The organism is Pseudomonas sp. TH34 (assembly GCF_016650865.1).
Lineage (GTDB): Bacteria > Pseudomonadota > Gammaproteobacteria > Pseudomonadales > Pseudomonadaceae > Aquipseudomonas > Aquipseudomonas yamanorum.
The window spans coordinates 273,553-288,066 of sequence record NZ_JAEKFB010000029.1; the positions used below are offsets into that span (position 1 = coordinate 273,553).

Below are 14,514 nucleotides of genomic sequence, written 5' to 3' on the forward strand. Positions count from 1 at the left end.
GAAATCGAATGGATCTGGTACTCGACCTGCTCGCCACCGTATCCCGCTGGAGCCGTAGCAACCTGTCGGAAATCTCCCTGGCGTTGGTAGGGTGCCTGCTGGTGCTGTTTGGCGCCGACATCAAGGGCTGGGTCGAAGCACGACTGGGCAGCATCGCGGGCGCGCTGCGCGTGCCGCTGATGGCGCTGGTGTGCATGATCGGCAGCGGCGCGGCACTGATCTATGCCACACCGTGGATTGTTCGCGGGTTGAGCCAGTTCAACAACTACAGCCTGGCACCGGTGTTGTTGGTGGTGCTGGTGTTGATTGGGGTGGTGGCGGATCGCCGCTGACTTAACCGAAATACCTCCTATGCAGGCTCACAGGGATTCAGCCTTTATGGACTGATGCTCAACTCAACGCAACAATGCATAAACACGGACGTTAATAAATGCGCACACCTATAACAGTTTTAATTATCTTCTCAATAATTATCATTTTGGCAACCGGCTTCTGGCCTTATCTCTCAAGTTCAATTCTCCCCAATACTACATGGGGACTCTACACAAAAAGCTTCTTCGAAAACGTCCTAGTCGGAGCGCACGGAACTGTTATAGATTTGTTCCTGGTTGGTATTGTCTTATTTTGGTTCGAACGAAGAACAGAAAAAAGGGAGAGGATCGCCAAAGAAACCTCAGAGCGATCCACCGCAATCTCAAGACATAAAGAAACCTTGGCAGACCTAAGGTTCTACAAAGGCTCCGACTGCTCACATAGAACGCTGAGCACAATTAAGAGATTGCTAGCATTAGGTACGATAGACTTCCCTTGCTTTGAGGCAAACTTACAAGGAATGCATGTAGAGAACATAAAACTCAAAGATACAAACATGATTGCAGTCAACTTTGAAAACTCTAAGCTATCAAATGTAGAGTTAACGAACTGCCAATGTGACGCTACAAACTTCATCAACGCCAAGTTTCACCATGTGACTTTAAGAAACGTAACGCTCAACAGATCCAAATTTAGCGCAGCAAACCTATCAGGCATGGATTTTTCAGGATGCAAAATAGAACGCGTTGACTTTAGCAATGCTAACTTGCGAAGTGCCATTTTCAAGGGCGTCGACTGCAAGGGAGTGAACTTCACTAATGCAGACCTGCGCTCTGCTAATTTTAAAGGTGCAAAAAATCTCACACAAAAAATGCTAGATACAGCAAAAAGCACCGACCATATACAGATAGATGCTTTGAGTTGAGTAATTTTAACGAGGAGGGAATCGAACCACTCTTCCCATCGAATCGAAAAACGATAGTTAACGGAGTAACACCGCTTTCGCGATGCGTACCGCCCCGGAGTATTAACCCCGTTATCAGCAGCCAGCTCGTTGGACTCCAATACTACTTAGCCATTATATAAGTTTCAACTTATTTTTGCTTCTCGAACTTCAAATCCCAAACCCCATGCCCGAGTCGCTCGCCGCGACGTTCGAACTTGGTGATCGGCCGTTCGGCCGGGCGCGGGACGCATTTGCCGTCTTCCGCCAGGTTGCGGTAGCCAGGGGCGACGTTCATCACTTCCAGCATGTATTCGGCATACGGCTCCCAGTCGGTGGCCATGTGCAGGATGCCGCCCACTTTCAGCTTGCTGCGCACCAGTTCCGCGAAGGAAGCCTGGACGATGCGGCGCTTGTGGTGACGGCTCTTGTGCCATGGGTCGGGGAAGAACAGCATCAGGCGGTCGAGGCTGTTGTCGGCGATGCAGCGGTTGAGCACTTCGATCGCGTCGCAGTCGTAGACCCGCAGGTTGGTCAGGCCCTGAGTCAGCACGCCGTTCAGCAGCGCGCCAACACCCGGACGGTGGACTTCAACCCCGATAAAATCCTGCTCCGGCGAAGCTGCAGCCATTTCCAGCAGGGAATGGCCCATGCCGAAGCCGATTTCCAGGGAGCGTGGCGCCGAGCGGCCGAACACCTGGTCGTAATCCACCGGTGCGTCCACCAGCGGCAGGACGAACAGCGGCGTGCCCTGCTCCAGGCCTTTTTGCTGGCCTTCGGTCATGCGACCGGCGCGCATCACAAAACTCTTGATGCGGCGGTGCTTGGACTCGTCGCCTTCTTCCAGGGTGTTCGGCGTTTCGTTTGATTCAGTCATCAATGGCTCTTACTTGATCAGACCATCCAGCGGCGAGGAGGCGCTGGCGTAAAGTTTTTTCGGCATGCGCCCGGCGAGGTACGCCAGGCGGCCGGCGACGATTGCGTGTTTCATGGCTTCGGCCATCATGATCGGCTGCTGGGCATGGGCGATGGCCGAGTTCATCAGCACCGCATCGCAACCCAGTTCCATGGCGATGGTAGCGTCGGAGGCAGTGCCCACGCCCGCATCCACCAGTACCGGGATCTTGGCTTCTTCGAGGATGATCTGCAGGTTGTACGGATTGCAGATACCCAAACCGGAACCGATCAGACCGGCCAGCGGCATTACCGCGATGCAGCCGATTTCGGCCAGTTGGCGGGCAATGATCGGGTCATCGCTGGTGTAAACCATCACGTCGAAGCCTTCCTTGACCAGAGTTTCGGCGGCCTTGAGGGTTTCGATCACGTTGGGGAACAGGGTTTTCTGGTCGGCCAGCACTTCCAGCTTCACCAGGTTGTGGCCGTCGAGCAACTCACGGGCCAGGCGGCAGGTGCGCACGGCTTCGATGGCGTCGTAGCAACCAGCAGTGTTTGGCAAGAAGGTGTAGCGATCCGGCGACAGCACTTCGAGCAGGTTCGGCTCGCCCTCGATCTGGCCGAGGTTGGTACGGCGCACGGCGAAGGTAACGATCTCGGCACCCGAGGCTTCGATGGCCAGGCGGGTTTCTTCCATGTCGCGGTACTTGCCGGTGCCGACCAGCAGACGCGACTGGAAGGTACGACCGGCCAGGACGAAAGGCTTGTCGCTACGAACGATGCTCATGGGAAATCCTCGAGTTGGGGTGAGGTTCTGCAGAATACGGGTTGGCGCTCTTGGCGCGGGGCGGCTAGCCGCCGCCGATGGCGTGGACCACTTCGACCTGGTCACCTTCGGTGAGCGCGGTCTCGGCGTGTTGGCTACGCGGGACGATATCCTGGTTGAGCTCCACTGCGACGCGACGCCCGGTCAAATCCAGACGGGTCAGCAGGGCCGAAACGGTTTCACCGTCGGGCAGTTCAAAAGATTCGCCGTTCAACTGAATGCGCATGCCACGGGCCGCCATCGTTTTTAGGGGCCAGCATTCTAGCGTGATTGGCGTTGCTGGCCCAAGCCCCTTGGTCAGGCAGCCTGTAGACGCCACGCCGCCAAACCGAGGAAGAACCAGCCCAGCAGGAACGCCAGGCCACCAAACGGGGTGATGATGCCGAGCTTGCTGATGCCGGTCATGGTCAGCACATACAGGCTGCCGGAGAACAGCAGGATGCCGATGGTGAACGAGATGCCCGCCCAGGTGACCAGTCGACCGGGAATGTGCACCGCCAGCAATGCCACGCCGAACAGCGCCAGGGTGTGCACCAGTTGGTAGGTCACGCCGGTGTGGAAAATCGCCAGGTACTCGGCGCTCAGGCGGTTTTTCAGGCCATGGGCGGCAAACGCGCCCAGGGCAACGCCGGTGAAACCGAAAAAGGCAGCCAGCATCAGAAAGCCACGCAACATGAGGAACTCCAGTCAGACTCAGTGGGCAGGGTCTGTATAATGGCCCGCTCAACGGGTTCGGCCAAGCCATCTCTATGCTGCGTCTCCTCTTCAAGCGTTTTCTCAAAGTCCTCAAATGGTTTGCCATCGGCAGCGTGCTGCTGGTGCTGCTGTTCCGTTTCGTGCCGCCACCGGGAACTGCGCTGATGGTTGAGCGCAAGGTCGAATCCTGGGTCGACGGCGAGCCGATTGACGTACAGCGCACCTGGGTGCGGTGGGATCAGATCTCCGACGAGCTTAAAGTGGCGGTGATGGCGGGCGAAGACCAGCGCTTCCCGCAGCATTGGGGTTTTGATTTCGACGCGATCCAGGCGGCGTTGCTGCATAACGAGCGCGGCGGTTCGATTCGCGGCGCCAGCACCTTGAGCCAGCAGGTGTCGAAGAACCTGTTTTTGTGGACCGGACGCAGCTATTTCCGCAAGGGCCTGGAAGCCTGGTTTACCGGGCTGATCGAGATTCTCTGGCCCAAGCAGCGAATTCTTGAGGTCTACCTCAACAGCGTGGAATGGGATGAAGGCGTGTTCGGCGCCGAAGCGGCAGCGCGGCATCATTTTGGGGTGAGTGCCAAGGCGCTGACCCGCCAGCAGGCCAGCTACCTGGCGGCGGTGCTGCCTAACCCACGGGTGTGGAGCGCCAGCCATCCAACATCGTATGTGGCGCGACGGGCGGCGTGGATTCGGCAGCAGATGAGTCAGTTGGGTGGCGACAGCTACCTGAATGAGCTGAACAACTCGCGCAAGGCGCCTTGGGCTGACTGACACCCCACAAAACAACTGCAGGAGCTGGCTTGCCTGCGATAGCGGTGTGTCGGCCTGCAGGTGTGTTGGCTGACAGGCCCTCATCGCAGGCAAGCCAGCTCCCACAGTGGACCGAGCTGAATTCGAGTTGTGCGAACACAAACAAAAATGCCCCGATCTCTCGATCGGGGCATTTTTTTGTCACTTCGCTGCCGTTTAGGCGGCGATCGACAGTTTCAGCTTGTTCATCGCACTCTTCTCGAGCTGGCGAATCCGCTCAGCCGACACGTTGTACTTCTGCGCCAGGTCGTGCAGCGTGGCTTTTTCTTCTGCCAGCCAACGCTGGTAGAGGATGTCACGGCTGCGGTCGTCCAGCACTTCCAGCGCTTCGTGCAGGTTGTGGTTGGAGTTGTCGCTCCAGTCAGCATCTTCCAGTTGACGCGCCGGGTCGTACCGGTGGTCTTCCAGGTAGTTGGCCGGCGATTGGAAGGCGCTGTCGTCGTCCGCTTCAGCGGCCGGGTCGAAGGCCATGTCATGGCCGGTCAGGCGACTTTCCATCTCGCGCACTTCACGTGGCTCTACGCCAAGGCTTTCGGCCACGCGATGCACTTCTTCGTTGTTCAGCCAGGCCAGGCGTTTCTTCTGGCTGCGCAGGTTGAAGAACAGTTTGCGCTGAGCCTTGGTGGTCGCGACTTTCACGATGCGCCAGTTGCGCAGGATGAATTCGTGAATTTCCGCCTTGATCCAGTGCACAGCAAACGACACCAGGCGCACACCCATTTCCGGGTTGAAGCGCTTTACAGCTTTCATCAGGCCAACGTTGCCTTCCTGAATCAGGTCAGCCTGGGCCAGACCGTAGCCGGAATAGCTACGGGCGATATGTACGACAAAACGCAGGTGGGCGAGCACCATCTGCCGAGCCGCCCCCAAATCCTGCTCATAGTAGAGACTCTCGGCCAGTTCACGCTCCTGCTCGGGCGTCAGCAATGGAATGCTGTTGACCGTGTGCACATAGGCCTCCAGGTTCGCACCCGGGACCAGAGCATAAGCAGGTTGCAAAGAAGTGGTCATACGAAAAAACCTCCGACTCACATAACTCGTGCAGTTCAGCACTGCGAAAATTGACCGGGAACCGTAGGACAAGTTCCCTAAACCACTGATACGGTCAATACAAACGAAACCACATTACCCTGACATTAACTACTTCGGTGCCAGCTCACGTAAATGCCGTGCGACCGCAATCCACGCACCGATATACCCCAAGAGCACTGCCCCAAGCAACAATGACAGACCATCGGCTGCCGGCACGCCGGCCAGGGCAAAATCGCTGCCGTACAAGCCGGCAAGCCCCACCACCGCGTCGTTCAGCCAGTTCAGGCCAAAAGCCAGTACGCCCCAGGACAAAATCCCCGCACCGAAGCCATAAAGCGCGCCCATGTACAGAAAAGGACGACGCACATAGCTGTCCGTGCCGCCGACGAGTTTAATCACTTCTATCTCGGTGCGGCGGTTTTCAATATGAAGACGAATGGTATTACCTATCACCAAAAGTAATGCAGAAACCAGCAACACCGTCAGGCCGAACACAAACCGGTCGCCCAGCTTGAGAATTGCCGCCAACCGCTCCACCCAGACTAGATCAAGTTGGGCCTGCTGCACCTTCGGCAGCTCTGCGAGTTTTTGTCGCAGGGTTTCCAGGGTCGTCTTGTCCACCTCATTCGGCGTTACCAGCACCACGCCCGGCAGCGGGTTTTGCGGCAGCTCCTTGAGCGCCTCACCCAAGCCGGACTGTTGCTGGAACTCTTCCAGGGCCTGATCACGGCTGATGTATTCAGCCTCGGCCACACCTGGAAGCTCTTTGATCTCGTCGCGCAGCGACTCGCCGTCTTTGGTGCTGGCATCCAGGTTCAGGTACAGCGAAATCTGCGCCGCCCGCTGCCATGAGCCGCCAAGGCGCTCGACGTTATTGAGCAGCAGCGACAACCCCATCGGCAGGCTCAAGGCCACGGCCATGACCAGGCAGGTAAAGAAGCTGCCAATCGGCTGTTTGCCCAGGCGACGCAGGCTGTCTACCAGGCTCGCGCGGTGACTTTCGATCCAGGCGTGCACCAGGGTGCCGAAGTCCGGGCCGTCGTCTTCGTCGCGTTTCTTCTTCTGAGGTTGCGGGTCGGCCGCTTTCGGCGCGACGCGTTCGGAAACCTTAGGGCTGCGTGTAGCACTCATACCCCAGCCTCCCCGTCGCCAATCAGGCGGCCGCGCTGCAGGGTCAACATGCGGTGACGCATGCGGGCGATCAGCGCCAGGTCGTGACTGGCGATCAGCACGCTGGTGCCGAGGCGATTGATGTCTTCGAACACCCCCATGATTTCTGCCGCCAGGCGCGGGTCGAGGTTACCGGTGGGTTCGTCCGCCAGCAGCAAGGCCGGGCGATGGACGATGGCGCGGGCGATGCCGACGCGCTGTTGCTGGCCGGTGGACAGGTCACCCGGGTACAGGTCGGTCTTGTCCGAGAGCGCGACGCGCTCTAGGGCCGAATCCACGCGCTTGATGATTTCGGCCTTGGACAGCCCGAGAATCTGCAACGGCAAGGCGATGTTGTTGAACACCGTGCGATCGAACAGCAACTGGTGATTCTGGAACACCACGCCGATTTGCCGGCGCAGGAATGGAATCTGTGCGTTGCTGATGGTGGCCAGGTCCTGGCCCGCCAGCAGCAATTTGCCGGTGGTTGGGCGTTCCATGGCCAGCAGCAGGCGCAGCAAGGTACTTTTACCGGCACCCGAATGGCCGGTCACAAACAAGAATTCGCCGCGACGCACCCGGAAACTCAGCTCATGCAAGCCGACATGCCCGTTGGCGTAGCGTTTACCGACCTGTTCGAAACGAATCATGAACGCTCCCGCTCGGCAAACAGTGCCTGTACAAAGGGTTCGGCTTCAAAAGTGCGCAGGTCGTCGATGCCTTCACCGACGCCGATATAACGAATCGGCAACCCGAACTGCTTGGCCAGGGCGAAGATCACGCCGCCTTTGGCCGTGCCGTCGAGCTTAGTCAATGCCAGGCCGGTCAGTTGGACCGTCTGGTGGAATTGTTTGGCCTGGCTGATGGCGTTCTGGCCGGTACCGGCGTCCAGCACCAGCAACACCTCGTGGGGCGCGTCGGCATCGAGCTTGCCGATCACGCGGCGAACTTTCTTCAATTCTTCCATCAGGTTGTCTTTGGTGTGCAGGCGACCGGCGGTATCGGCGATCAGCACGTCAATGTTGCGGGCCTTGGCAGCCTGCACCGCATCGAAGATCACCGAGGCCGAGTCGGCGCCGGTGTGCTGGGCGATGACCGGGATCTTGTTGCGCTCGCCCCAGACCTGCAACTGCTCCACGGCAGCAGCACGGAACGTGTCACCGGCGGCCAGCATGACCTTCTTGCCTTCCAGCTGAAGCTTCTTGGCCAGCTTGCCGATGGTGGTGGTCTTGCCGGCGCCGTTGACGCCGACCACCAGAATCACAAACGGTTTTTTCTGCGTATCAATGACCAGCGGTGCTTCCACCGGCTTGAGCATGGCCGCCAGCTCGGCCTGCAGCGACTTGTAGAGTGCATCGGCGTCGGTCAACTGCTTGCGCGCAACCTTCTGGGTCAGGCTCTGGATGATCACGGCGGTGGCTTCGACGCCCACGTCGGCCGTCAGCAGACGGGTTTCGATGTCTTCCAGCAGCTCGTCATCGATGGTCTTTTTGCCGAGGAACAGGCTGGCCATGCCTTCGCCGATGCTGGCGCTGGTCTTGCTCAGGCCTTGCTTGAGGCGGGCAAAGAAGCCGGTCTTGCTGGTTTCGACAGGAGCAGCAGGCTCTTCGATGATGGCTGGCGCGGCGACTGCGACCGGAGCAGGCTCGGCGACAACCGGTGCAGGCACCTCAATCACTGGCGGCGCTTCGACCACAACCGGCGCAGGCTCCACGAGGGCCGGAATCGGCGGCGTCACATGCCCGGCCTGCTCGTCTTCAACCAGTGCCACGGGCTCTTCCGCCACCGGCAACACCAGCCACGGTTTGTGCTCAGGCTCGGCTTCTGGCTCAGGCGCTGCCTCAACCACCGGCTGCAACACCGGCTCGGCCATCGGCAACACCACCGGGGCTGGGGTTTCGGCAACCGGTTCGGCTTCTACTGGGGATTCAGGGATCGGTTCTGCTTGAACCTGTGGCTGTTCGACGACGGTTTCCTGCGGCTTTTTGCGCAGCCATCCGAACAGGCCTTTTTTCTCGCCAGCCGCAGCTGGGGTCTTCTTGTCGTCGTTGGAACCAAACATGGAGACGGCTATCTCAAGGTAGCGACGCGCCGAGGGGCACGTCGGTAAATAAAATTCGATGCGTAACAGACTGTTTTTTAGCCAGCTCGTTCATGCGCAACATTTTGTAAGGCCTAAATAGGGCCTCAACAAGACAGCCGTAGTGGCCGTCCCTAGGTCGGATCAGTATCCTAGCACCTCCTCGCCCGCCTACGCTAAGACCAAGCGGGCAGCTCAACAGGTTTAAAAACGAATGAATGCTCTAGCCCGCCGCGCCGCAGGCCTGCTGCTCAGCACAGTTTGTCTGCCCCTTTCAGCTTTGGCTGCCGACCCACAACCCACCCACGAATTCACCCTCGACAACGGCCTCAAGGTCGTCGTGCGCGAAGACCATCGCGCCCCGGTGGTGGTTTCCCAGGTCTGGTACAAGGTTGGCTCCAGCTATGAAACCCCGGGCCAGACCGGTTTGTCCCACGCCCTGGAGCACATGATGTTCAAGGGCAGCGCCAAGGTCGGCCCCGGCGAAGCCTCGCTGATCCTGCGTGACCTGGGCGCCGAAGAAAACGCCTTCACCAGTGACGACTACACCGCTTACTACCAAGTGCTGGCCCGTGACCGCCTGGGCGTTGCCTTCGAACTGGAAGCCGACCGCATGGCCAGCCTGCGTCTGCCGGCCGACGAGTTCAGCCGCGAGATCGAGGTGATCAAGGAAGAGCGCCGGATGCGCACCGACGACAACCCGATGTCCAAGGCCTACGAGCGCTTCAAGGCCATGGCCTACCCGGCCAGCGGCTACCACACGCCGACCATCGGCTGGATGGCCGACCTGGACCGCATGAAGGTTGAAGAGCTGCGCCACTGGTACCAATCCTGGTACGTGCCGAACAATGCCACCTTGGTAGTGGTGGGCGACGTGACCCCGGATGAAGTCAAGACCCTGGCCCAACGCTACTTCGGCCCGATCCCCAAGCGCGACGTGCCACCGGCGAAAATCCCGCTGGAGCTGGCCGAGCCCGGCGAACGCCTGCTGACAATGCACGTACAGACCAAACTGCCGAGCGTGATCCTTGGTTTCAACGTGCCCAGTCTCGCCACCGCTGAAGACAAGCGTTCGGTCAACGCCTTGCGCCTGATCTCGGCCCTGCTGGACGGCGGCTACAGCGCGCGCATCTCGACGCAATTGGAGCGCGGCGAAGAGCTGGTGTCCGGCGGTTCGTCGAGCTACGACGCCTACACCCGCGGTGACAGCCTGTTCACCTTGACCGCCACCCCGAACCTGCAGAAGAAAAAGACCGTGGCCCAGGCTGAAGCCGGCCTGTGGCGCCTGCTGGATGAACTGAAGGCCAAGCCACCGAGCGCAGAAGAACTGGAGCGTATCCGCGCCCAGGTCATCGCCGGGGTGGTTTACCAGCGCGACTCGATCACCAGCCAAGCCACTGCCATCGGCTCCCTGGAGACCGTCGGCCTGTCCTGGAAACTCATGGACACCGAGCTTGCCGAGCTGCAAAGCGTAACCGCCGAAGATATCCAGAAAGCTGCACGCACCTATTTCACCCGCGAACGTCTCAGCGTCGCCCATGTCTTGCCTGAGGAGACCGCTCATGAGTGAACGTAAAAACAACCGTCTGGTGCTGCCCGGCCTGATCGTGGTCACGTTGGCTGCCGCGTGCGCGGTGTATTTCCTGCGCCCGAGCGAATCCGTCGCCAGCCAGGCGCTGGAGCAGGCCAAGTCCGCCAACAAACTGCAATCCCTGGCCGAGCTGGACGACAAGGCACCGACCAACCGCAAGCTCGACGTGCAAACCTGGACCACCGCCGAAGGCGCCAAGGTGCTGTTCGTCGAAGCCCATGAGCTGCCGATGTTCGACATGCGCATCCTGTTCGCCGCCGGCAGCAGCCAGGACGGCGACACGCCTGGCCTGGCGTTGTTGACCAACGCAATGCTCAACGAAGGCGTGCCGGGCAAGGACGTCAGCCAGATTGCCGCCGGTTTCGACGGCTTGGGTGCCGATTTCAGCAATGGCGCCTACCGCGACATGGCGCTGGTTTCCCTGCGCAGCCTGAGCGCCAGCGACAAGCGTGATGCCGCCCTGTCGCTGTTTGACGACGTGATCGGCAAGCCGACTTTCCCCGCCGACTCCCTGGCGCGGATCAAGAACCAGCTGCTGGCCGGCTTTGAATACCAGAAGCAGAACCCCGGCAAACTGGCGAGCATCGAGCTGTTCAAGCAGCTCTATGGCGACCACCCTTACGCCCATCCGAGCGAAGGCAACGCCGAAAGCGTGCCGAAGGTGACCCTCGCGCAGTTGAAGGACTTCCACGCCAAGGCCTATGCCGCCGGCAACGCAGTGATTTCTGTAGTCGGTGATCTGACCCGCGCCGAAGCCGAAGCCATGACTGCCAAGGTCTCCGCTTCACTGCCTAAAGGCCCGGCGCTGGCGAAGATCGCCCAACCGGCGGAGCCGAAAGCTGGTACCACGCATATCGAGTTCCCGTCCAAGCAGACAACCCTGCTGCTGGCGCAACTGGGCATCGACCGTGCCGACCCGGACTATGCTGCGCTGTCCCTGGGCAACCAGATCCTCGGCGGCGGCGGCTTCGGCACCCGCTTGATGAGCGAAGTGCGCGAGAAACGCGGTCTGACCTACGGCGTATACTCCGGCTTTTCGCCGATGCAGGTACGCGGCCCGTTCATGATCAACCTGCAAACCCGCGCCGAAATGAGCGCTGGCACCTTGAAACTGGTGCAGGACGTGCTGGCCGACTACCTGAAGACCGGCCCCACCCAAAAAGAACTTGATGACGCCAAGCGCGAACTGGCCGGCAGCTTCCCGCTGTCCACCGCGAGCAACGCCGATATCGTCGGGCAACTGGGCGCCATGGGTTTCTACAACTTGCCGCTGAGCTACCTGGAAGATTTCATGAAACAATCCCAGGCGCTGACCGTTGACCAGGTCAAAGCTGCTTTGAACAAACATTTGAGTGCCGACAAGATGGTCATCGTGACCGCCGGCCCAACGATTGCGCAAAAGCCACTACCGCCCCCCACAGATAAACCCGCCGAGCAGCCGCTCGGGGTTCCGGAGCATTAATGGCCCGTCCATCCCGTCCCAAAAAACCCGTCCACAACGTTCACAACGGTGTGGGCCAACTGCGCATCATCGGTGGAGAATGGGGCAGCCGTAAGCTGAGCTTCCCCGACGTCGTGGGCCTGCGCCCGACGCCCGACCGCGTGCGTGAAACCCTGTTCAACTGGCTCGCGCCGTATATCGCCGGGGCCAAGGTGCTGGATCCGTTTGCGGGCAGCGGCGCGTTGTTCCTCGAAAGCCTGTCCCGTGGCGCTGCACTGGGCCAGGCGCTCGACGCCAGCAACGTGGCGGTTGCCAGCCTCAAGGAACACCTGGGCACCCTGCGTTGCACCACCGGGCAAGTGCAGACGGCTGATGCGCTGCGTTACCTGGAAACCCAGGAAGCCCGTGAGTTTGACGTGGTGTTCCTCGATCCGCCGTTTAACCAGAACCTGCTGCCGACCGTTTGCGCGTTGCTGGAAGAGCGCCAGTGGTTGGCACCGGATGCCTGGATCTACACTGAAAGCGAAACCGCACCGTCCACACTCGGCCTGCCGGGCACCTGGCGCCTGCACCGCGAGCAGAAATCCGGGCGGGTGTATTACGCGTTGTGGCAACGCACCGTGTAGGAGCGAGCTTGCTCGCGAAGATCGTTAACGATGACGCGGGAAACCAGGGGAACGCGGTGATCTTGAGTTTTTCGCGAGCAAGCTCGCTCCTACAATGATTGGAGCAAGCCCATTCGGCACCGAGAATTTCATGACTCCGCCCCTCGACCGCTTCACCCCCGCCTTCGGCCTCGGCAACCCGCACCTGCAAACGCTGTGGGGACCGCTGTGGCGCAAAACCACCCACATCGAACGCCAGCGCGAACGGCTGTGGCTCGCAGACGGGGACTTCCTCGACCTCGACTGGCACGGACCCCATGACGCAACCACCCCGTTGGTGCTGGTACTGCACGGGCTGACCGGCTCGTCCAACTCGCCCTATGTAGCCGGCCTGCAAAAAGCCCTGGCGGCTCAAGGCTGGGCCAGCGTGGCGCTCAACTGGCGTGGCTGTTCCGGCGAGCCCAACCTGCTCGCCCGCAGCTACCATTCCGGCGCCAGTGAAGACCTGGCCGAAACCATCGCTCACTTGCGGGCCAAGCGCCCGTTGGCGCCGCTGTATGCGGTGGGTTATTCGTTGGGCGGCAATGTGCTGCTCAAGCACTTGGGTGAAACCGGCGAAGCCTCCGGGCTGCAAGGCGCGGCAGCCGTGTCGGTGCCGTTCCGCCTGGACCAGTGCGCCGATCGCATCGGCCTGGGCTTTTCACGGGTTTATCAGAAGCATTTCATGCGTGAAATGGTGGCCTATATCCGCGTCAAACAAAGCCGTTTTCTAAAGGATGGCCAAGAAGCAGGCCTGAAAACCCTGGCCGACTTGGGCTCGCTGGAGAAGATGCGCACGTTCTGGGACTTTGACGGCCGCGTCACCGCGCCGCTGCACGGATTCCTCAGCGCCGAGGACTATTACCGCCGGGCCTCAAGCCGCTATTACCTTGGGGCGATTCGCACACCCACCCTGATCATCCAGGCCGCGGACGACCCATTCGTGTTCGCCCACAGCCTGCCCGAGGCCAACGAGCTGTCGGACTGCACCGAGTTCGAACTGCTGACCAAGGGCGGGCATGTCGGGTTTGTCGATGGCTCGCTGAAACAGCCAACTTACTACCTGGAACGACGAATCCCAGAGTGGCTACTGACACAACGCCGATAAAAATGTGGGAGCGGGCTTGCTCGCGAAGGCGGAGTGTCAGCCAATACATCTGCGACTGACACACCGCCTTCGCGAGCAAGCCCGCTCCCACACTTTGGATCAGACCGGGTCAGGCAGACCTCAGTCGCCTGTCGCAACTTCCCGCTTTGGATCAGTGATCCACTCGCTCCACGACCCCGCGTACAACTTGCCCAACGGGTAACCTGCCAGACACAACGCAAACAGGTTGTGGCATGCAGTCACACCCGAACCGCAGTAAGCCACCAGGTCATCCGGCGAGCGGTCTTGCAGCTTGTCGGCGAAACGTTGCTTGAGCTGATCCGCCGGCAGGAAACGGCCGTCGCTGCCCAGGTTTTCATTGAACGCCGCACACTGCGCACCGGGAATATGCCCGGCAACCGGATCGATCGGCTCCACTTCACCGCGAAAGCGCGGCTGGGCGCGGGCGTCGATCAGGGTCAGGCCGGGTTGGCCGAGGCGTTTTTGCAGGTGTTCGGCATCCAGTTGCAGGTGGTTGTCCGGCGAGCCGCTGAAGGTGCCGGGCTCGATCACCGGGGCATCCAGGCTCAGAGGGAAGCCCGCCGCGTGCCAGGCTTTCAGGCCGCCGTCGAGGATAAACACCCCGTCGCGCTTGCCCAGCCAGGCCAGCAGCCACCAGGCGCGGGCGGCATAGGCACCGGGGCCGTCGTCATACAAAACGATATCGCTGTCGGCGTTGACGCCCCATGCCCGCAGTTGCCGGATAAACGCATCCGGCGCCGGCAGCGGATGACGGCCGGTCACGCCCTTGGATACCGGCCCGCTGAGGTGGCGTTCCAGATCGGCATACTGCGCCCCTTCGATATGCCCTTCGGCGTAGCTGCACAGGCCGTAATCCGGGTCTTCCAGGGCAAAGCGGCAATCGAGGATCACCAGCCCGCCGGACTGCTGGCGCTCGGCCAGTTGCTGGGGGCTGATCAGTTGAGCAAGCGGCATGACTGACT

Annotated in this window: 16 protein-coding genes; 7 read left to right on the top strand and 9 right to left on the bottom strand. The window is 60.3% G+C overall.

What is annotated here, in order from left to right:
• The first annotated feature begins 8 nt into the window (after positions 1-8).
• Both JFU58_RS22295 and JFU58_RS22300 read left to right on the top strand, forming a co-directional pair.
• Complete coding sequence (locus tag JFU58_RS22295) at positions 9-332, top strand: DUF3392 domain-containing protein (protein ID WP_003213776.1); 324 nt, start codon at positions 9-11, stop codon at positions 330-332.
• A gap of 98 nt (positions 333-430) precedes the next feature.
• Entirely contained in the window at positions 431-1,237 is an 807-nt protein-coding gene (locus JFU58_RS22300; RefSeq protein WP_201142320.1) for a pentapeptide repeat-containing protein, read from the top strand.
• A 169-nt stretch (positions 1,238-1,406) separates the two neighbouring features.
• On the opposite strand, the gene trmB is transcribed toward JFU58_RS22300, so the two are convergent.
• The 4 genes from trmB to JFU58_RS22320 all read right to left on the bottom strand — a co-directional run bounded on the left by trmB (position 1,407) and on the right by JFU58_RS22320 (position 3,650).
• Complete coding sequence (gene trmB, locus JFU58_RS22305) at positions 1,407-2,132, bottom strand: tRNA (guanosine(46)-N7)-methyltransferase TrmB (RefSeq protein WP_201142322.1); 726 nt, start codon at positions 2,130-2,132, stop codon at positions 1,407-1,409.
• Positions 2,133-2,141: 9 nt separating this feature from the next.
• Complete coding sequence (locus JFU58_RS22310) at positions 2,142-2,936, bottom strand: thiazole synthase (protein WP_177025606.1); 795 nt, start codon at positions 2,934-2,936, stop codon at positions 2,142-2,144.
• 64 nt (positions 2,937-3,000) lie between these two features.
• On the bottom strand, positions 3,001-3,201 hold the full coding sequence (gene thiS, locus JFU58_RS22315) for a sulfur carrier protein ThiS (protein ID WP_063026500.1): 201 nt from the start codon (positions 3,199-3,201) through the stop codon (positions 3,001-3,003).
• A gap of 71 nt (positions 3,202-3,272) precedes the next feature.
• Positions 3,273-3,650: a DUF423 domain-containing protein gene (locus JFU58_RS22320; protein WP_093204045.1), complete on the bottom strand. Its 378-nt coding sequence runs from the start codon at positions 3,648-3,650 to the stop codon at positions 3,273-3,275.
• Between the two features lie 74 nt (positions 3,651-3,724).
• Here JFU58_RS22320 and mtgA point away from each other — a divergent pair, with 74 nt between their 5' ends.
• Complete coding sequence (gene mtgA, locus JFU58_RS22325; RefSeq protein WP_201142324.1) at positions 3,725-4,447, top strand: monofunctional biosynthetic peptidoglycan transglycosylase; 723 nt, start codon at positions 3,725-3,727, stop codon at positions 4,445-4,447.
• Positions 4,448-4,642: 195 nt separating this feature from the next.
• On the opposite strand, the gene rpoH is transcribed toward mtgA, so the two are convergent.
• From rpoH to ftsY, 4 genes are all read right to left on the bottom strand, one after another.
• Positions 4,643-5,497 (bottom strand): RNA polymerase sigma factor RpoH, encoded by an 855-nt coding sequence (gene rpoH / locus JFU58_RS22330; RefSeq protein ID WP_003176698.1) that lies wholly within the window; start codon positions 5,495-5,497, stop codon positions 4,643-4,645.
• 129 nt (positions 5,498-5,626) lie between these two features.
• The gene (ftsX, locus tag JFU58_RS22335; RefSeq protein WP_201142326.1) at positions 5,627-6,649 is read right to left on the bottom strand and encodes a permease-like cell division protein FtsX; all 1,023 of its coding nucleotides are present in this window, start codon (positions 6,647-6,649) and stop codon (positions 5,627-5,629) included.
• Complete coding sequence (ftsE, locus tag JFU58_RS22340; RefSeq protein ID WP_017476533.1) at positions 6,646-7,317, bottom strand: cell division ATP-binding protein FtsE; 672 nt, start codon at positions 7,315-7,317, stop codon at positions 6,646-6,648. Before ftsE ends, ftsX begins: the two co-directional genes overlap by 4 nt.
• Positions 7,314-8,729: a signal recognition particle-docking protein FtsY gene (gene ftsY, locus JFU58_RS22345; RefSeq protein WP_201142328.1), complete on the bottom strand. Its 1,416-nt coding sequence runs from the start codon at positions 8,727-8,729 to the stop codon at positions 7,314-7,316. The genes ftsE and ftsY overlap by 4 nt, the downstream gene beginning before the upstream one ends.
• Positions 8,730-8,961: 232 nt before the next feature.
• Here ftsY and JFU58_RS22350 point away from each other — a divergent pair, with 232 nt between their 5' ends.
• The 4 genes from JFU58_RS22350 to JFU58_RS22365 all read left to right on the top strand — a co-directional run bounded on the left by JFU58_RS22350 (position 8,962) and on the right by JFU58_RS22365 (position 13,531).
• Positions 8,962-10,317, top strand: a complete 1,356-nt coding sequence (locus JFU58_RS22350) for a M16 family metallopeptidase (RefSeq protein ID WP_003213786.1) — start codon at positions 8,962-8,964, stop codon at positions 10,315-10,317.
• Positions 10,310-11,800 carry a M16 family metallopeptidase gene (locus tag JFU58_RS22355; RefSeq protein WP_201142329.1) on the top strand — a complete coding sequence of 497 codons (1,491 nt, stop codon included), beginning with the start codon at positions 10,310-10,312 and terminating at the stop codon, positions 11,798-11,800. The genes JFU58_RS22350 and JFU58_RS22355 overlap by 8 nt, the downstream gene beginning before the upstream one ends.
• Positions 11,800-12,405: a 16S rRNA (guanine(966)-N(2))-methyltransferase RsmD gene (gene rsmD / locus JFU58_RS22360; protein ID WP_003213788.1), complete on the top strand. Its 606-nt coding sequence runs from the start codon at positions 11,800-11,802 to the stop codon at positions 12,403-12,405. Before JFU58_RS22355 ends, rsmD begins: the two co-directional genes overlap by 1 nt.
• Positions 12,406-12,535: 130 nt before the next feature.
• Positions 12,536-13,531: a hydrolase gene (locus tag JFU58_RS22365; RefSeq protein WP_201142331.1), complete on the top strand. Its 996-nt coding sequence runs from the start codon at positions 12,536-12,538 to the stop codon at positions 13,529-13,531.
• 120 nt (positions 13,532-13,651) lie between these two features.
• Here the strand turns inward: JFU58_RS22365 and JFU58_RS22370 are convergent, their stop codons facing one another.
• A complete protein-coding gene (locus tag JFU58_RS22370; protein ID WP_177070878.1) occupies positions 13,652-14,506 on the bottom strand; it encodes a sulfurtransferase in 855 nt (284 codons plus the stop codon).
• Positions 14,507-14,514 lie beyond the last annotated feature (8 nt).

Coding starts and splice junctions, on each gene's coding strand:
- JFU58_RS22295 (WP_003213776.1), top strand. CDS start 9: ATGGATCTGGTACTCGACCTGCTCGCCACCGTATCCCGCTGGAGCCGT.
- JFU58_RS22300 (WP_201142320.1), top strand. CDS start 431: ATGCGCACACCTATAACAGTTTTAATTATCTTCTCAATAATTATCATT.
- trmB (WP_201142322.1), bottom strand. CDS start 2,132: ATGACTGAATCAAACGAAACGCCGAACACCCTGGAAGAAGGCGACGAG.
- JFU58_RS22310 (WP_177025606.1), bottom strand. CDS start 2,936: ATGAGCATCGTTCGTAGCGACAAGCCTTTCGTCCTGGCCGGTCGTACC.
- thiS (WP_063026500.1), bottom strand. CDS start 3,201: ATGCGCATTCAGTTGAACGGCGAATCTTTTGAACTGCCCGACGGTGAA.
- JFU58_RS22320 (WP_093204045.1), bottom strand. CDS start 3,650: ATGTTGCGTGGCTTTCTGATGCTGGCTGCCTTTTTCGGTTTCACCGGC.
- mtgA (WP_201142324.1), top strand. CDS start 3,725: ATGCTGCGTCTCCTCTTCAAGCGTTTTCTCAAAGTCCTCAAATGGTTT.
- rpoH (WP_003176698.1), bottom strand. CDS start 5,497: ATGACCACTTCTTTGCAACCTGCTTATGCTCTGGTCCCGGGTGCGAAC.
- ftsX (WP_201142326.1), bottom strand. CDS start 6,649: ATGAGTGCTACACGCAGCCCTAAGGTTTCCGAACGCGTCGCGCCGAAA.
- ftsE (WP_017476533.1), bottom strand. CDS start 7,317: ATGATTCGTTTCGAACAGGTCGGTAAACGCTACGCCAACGGGCATGTC.
- ftsY (WP_201142328.1), bottom strand. CDS start 8,729: ATGTTTGGTTCCAACGACGACAAGAAGACCCCAGCTGCGGCTGGCGAG.
- JFU58_RS22350 (WP_003213786.1), top strand. CDS start 8,962: ATGAATGCTCTAGCCCGCCGCGCCGCAGGCCTGCTGCTCAGCACAGTT.
- JFU58_RS22355 (WP_201142329.1), top strand. CDS start 10,310: ATGAGTGAACGTAAAAACAACCGTCTGGTGCTGCCCGGCCTGATCGTG.
- rsmD (WP_003213788.1), top strand. CDS start 11,800: ATGGCCCGTCCATCCCGTCCCAAAAAACCCGTCCACAACGTTCACAAC.
- JFU58_RS22365 (WP_201142331.1), top strand. CDS start 12,536: ATGACTCCGCCCCTCGACCGCTTCACCCCCGCCTTCGGCCTCGGCAAC.
- JFU58_RS22370 (WP_177070878.1), bottom strand. CDS start 14,506: ATGCCGCTTGCTCAACTGATCAGCCCCCAGCAACTGGCCGAGCGCCAG.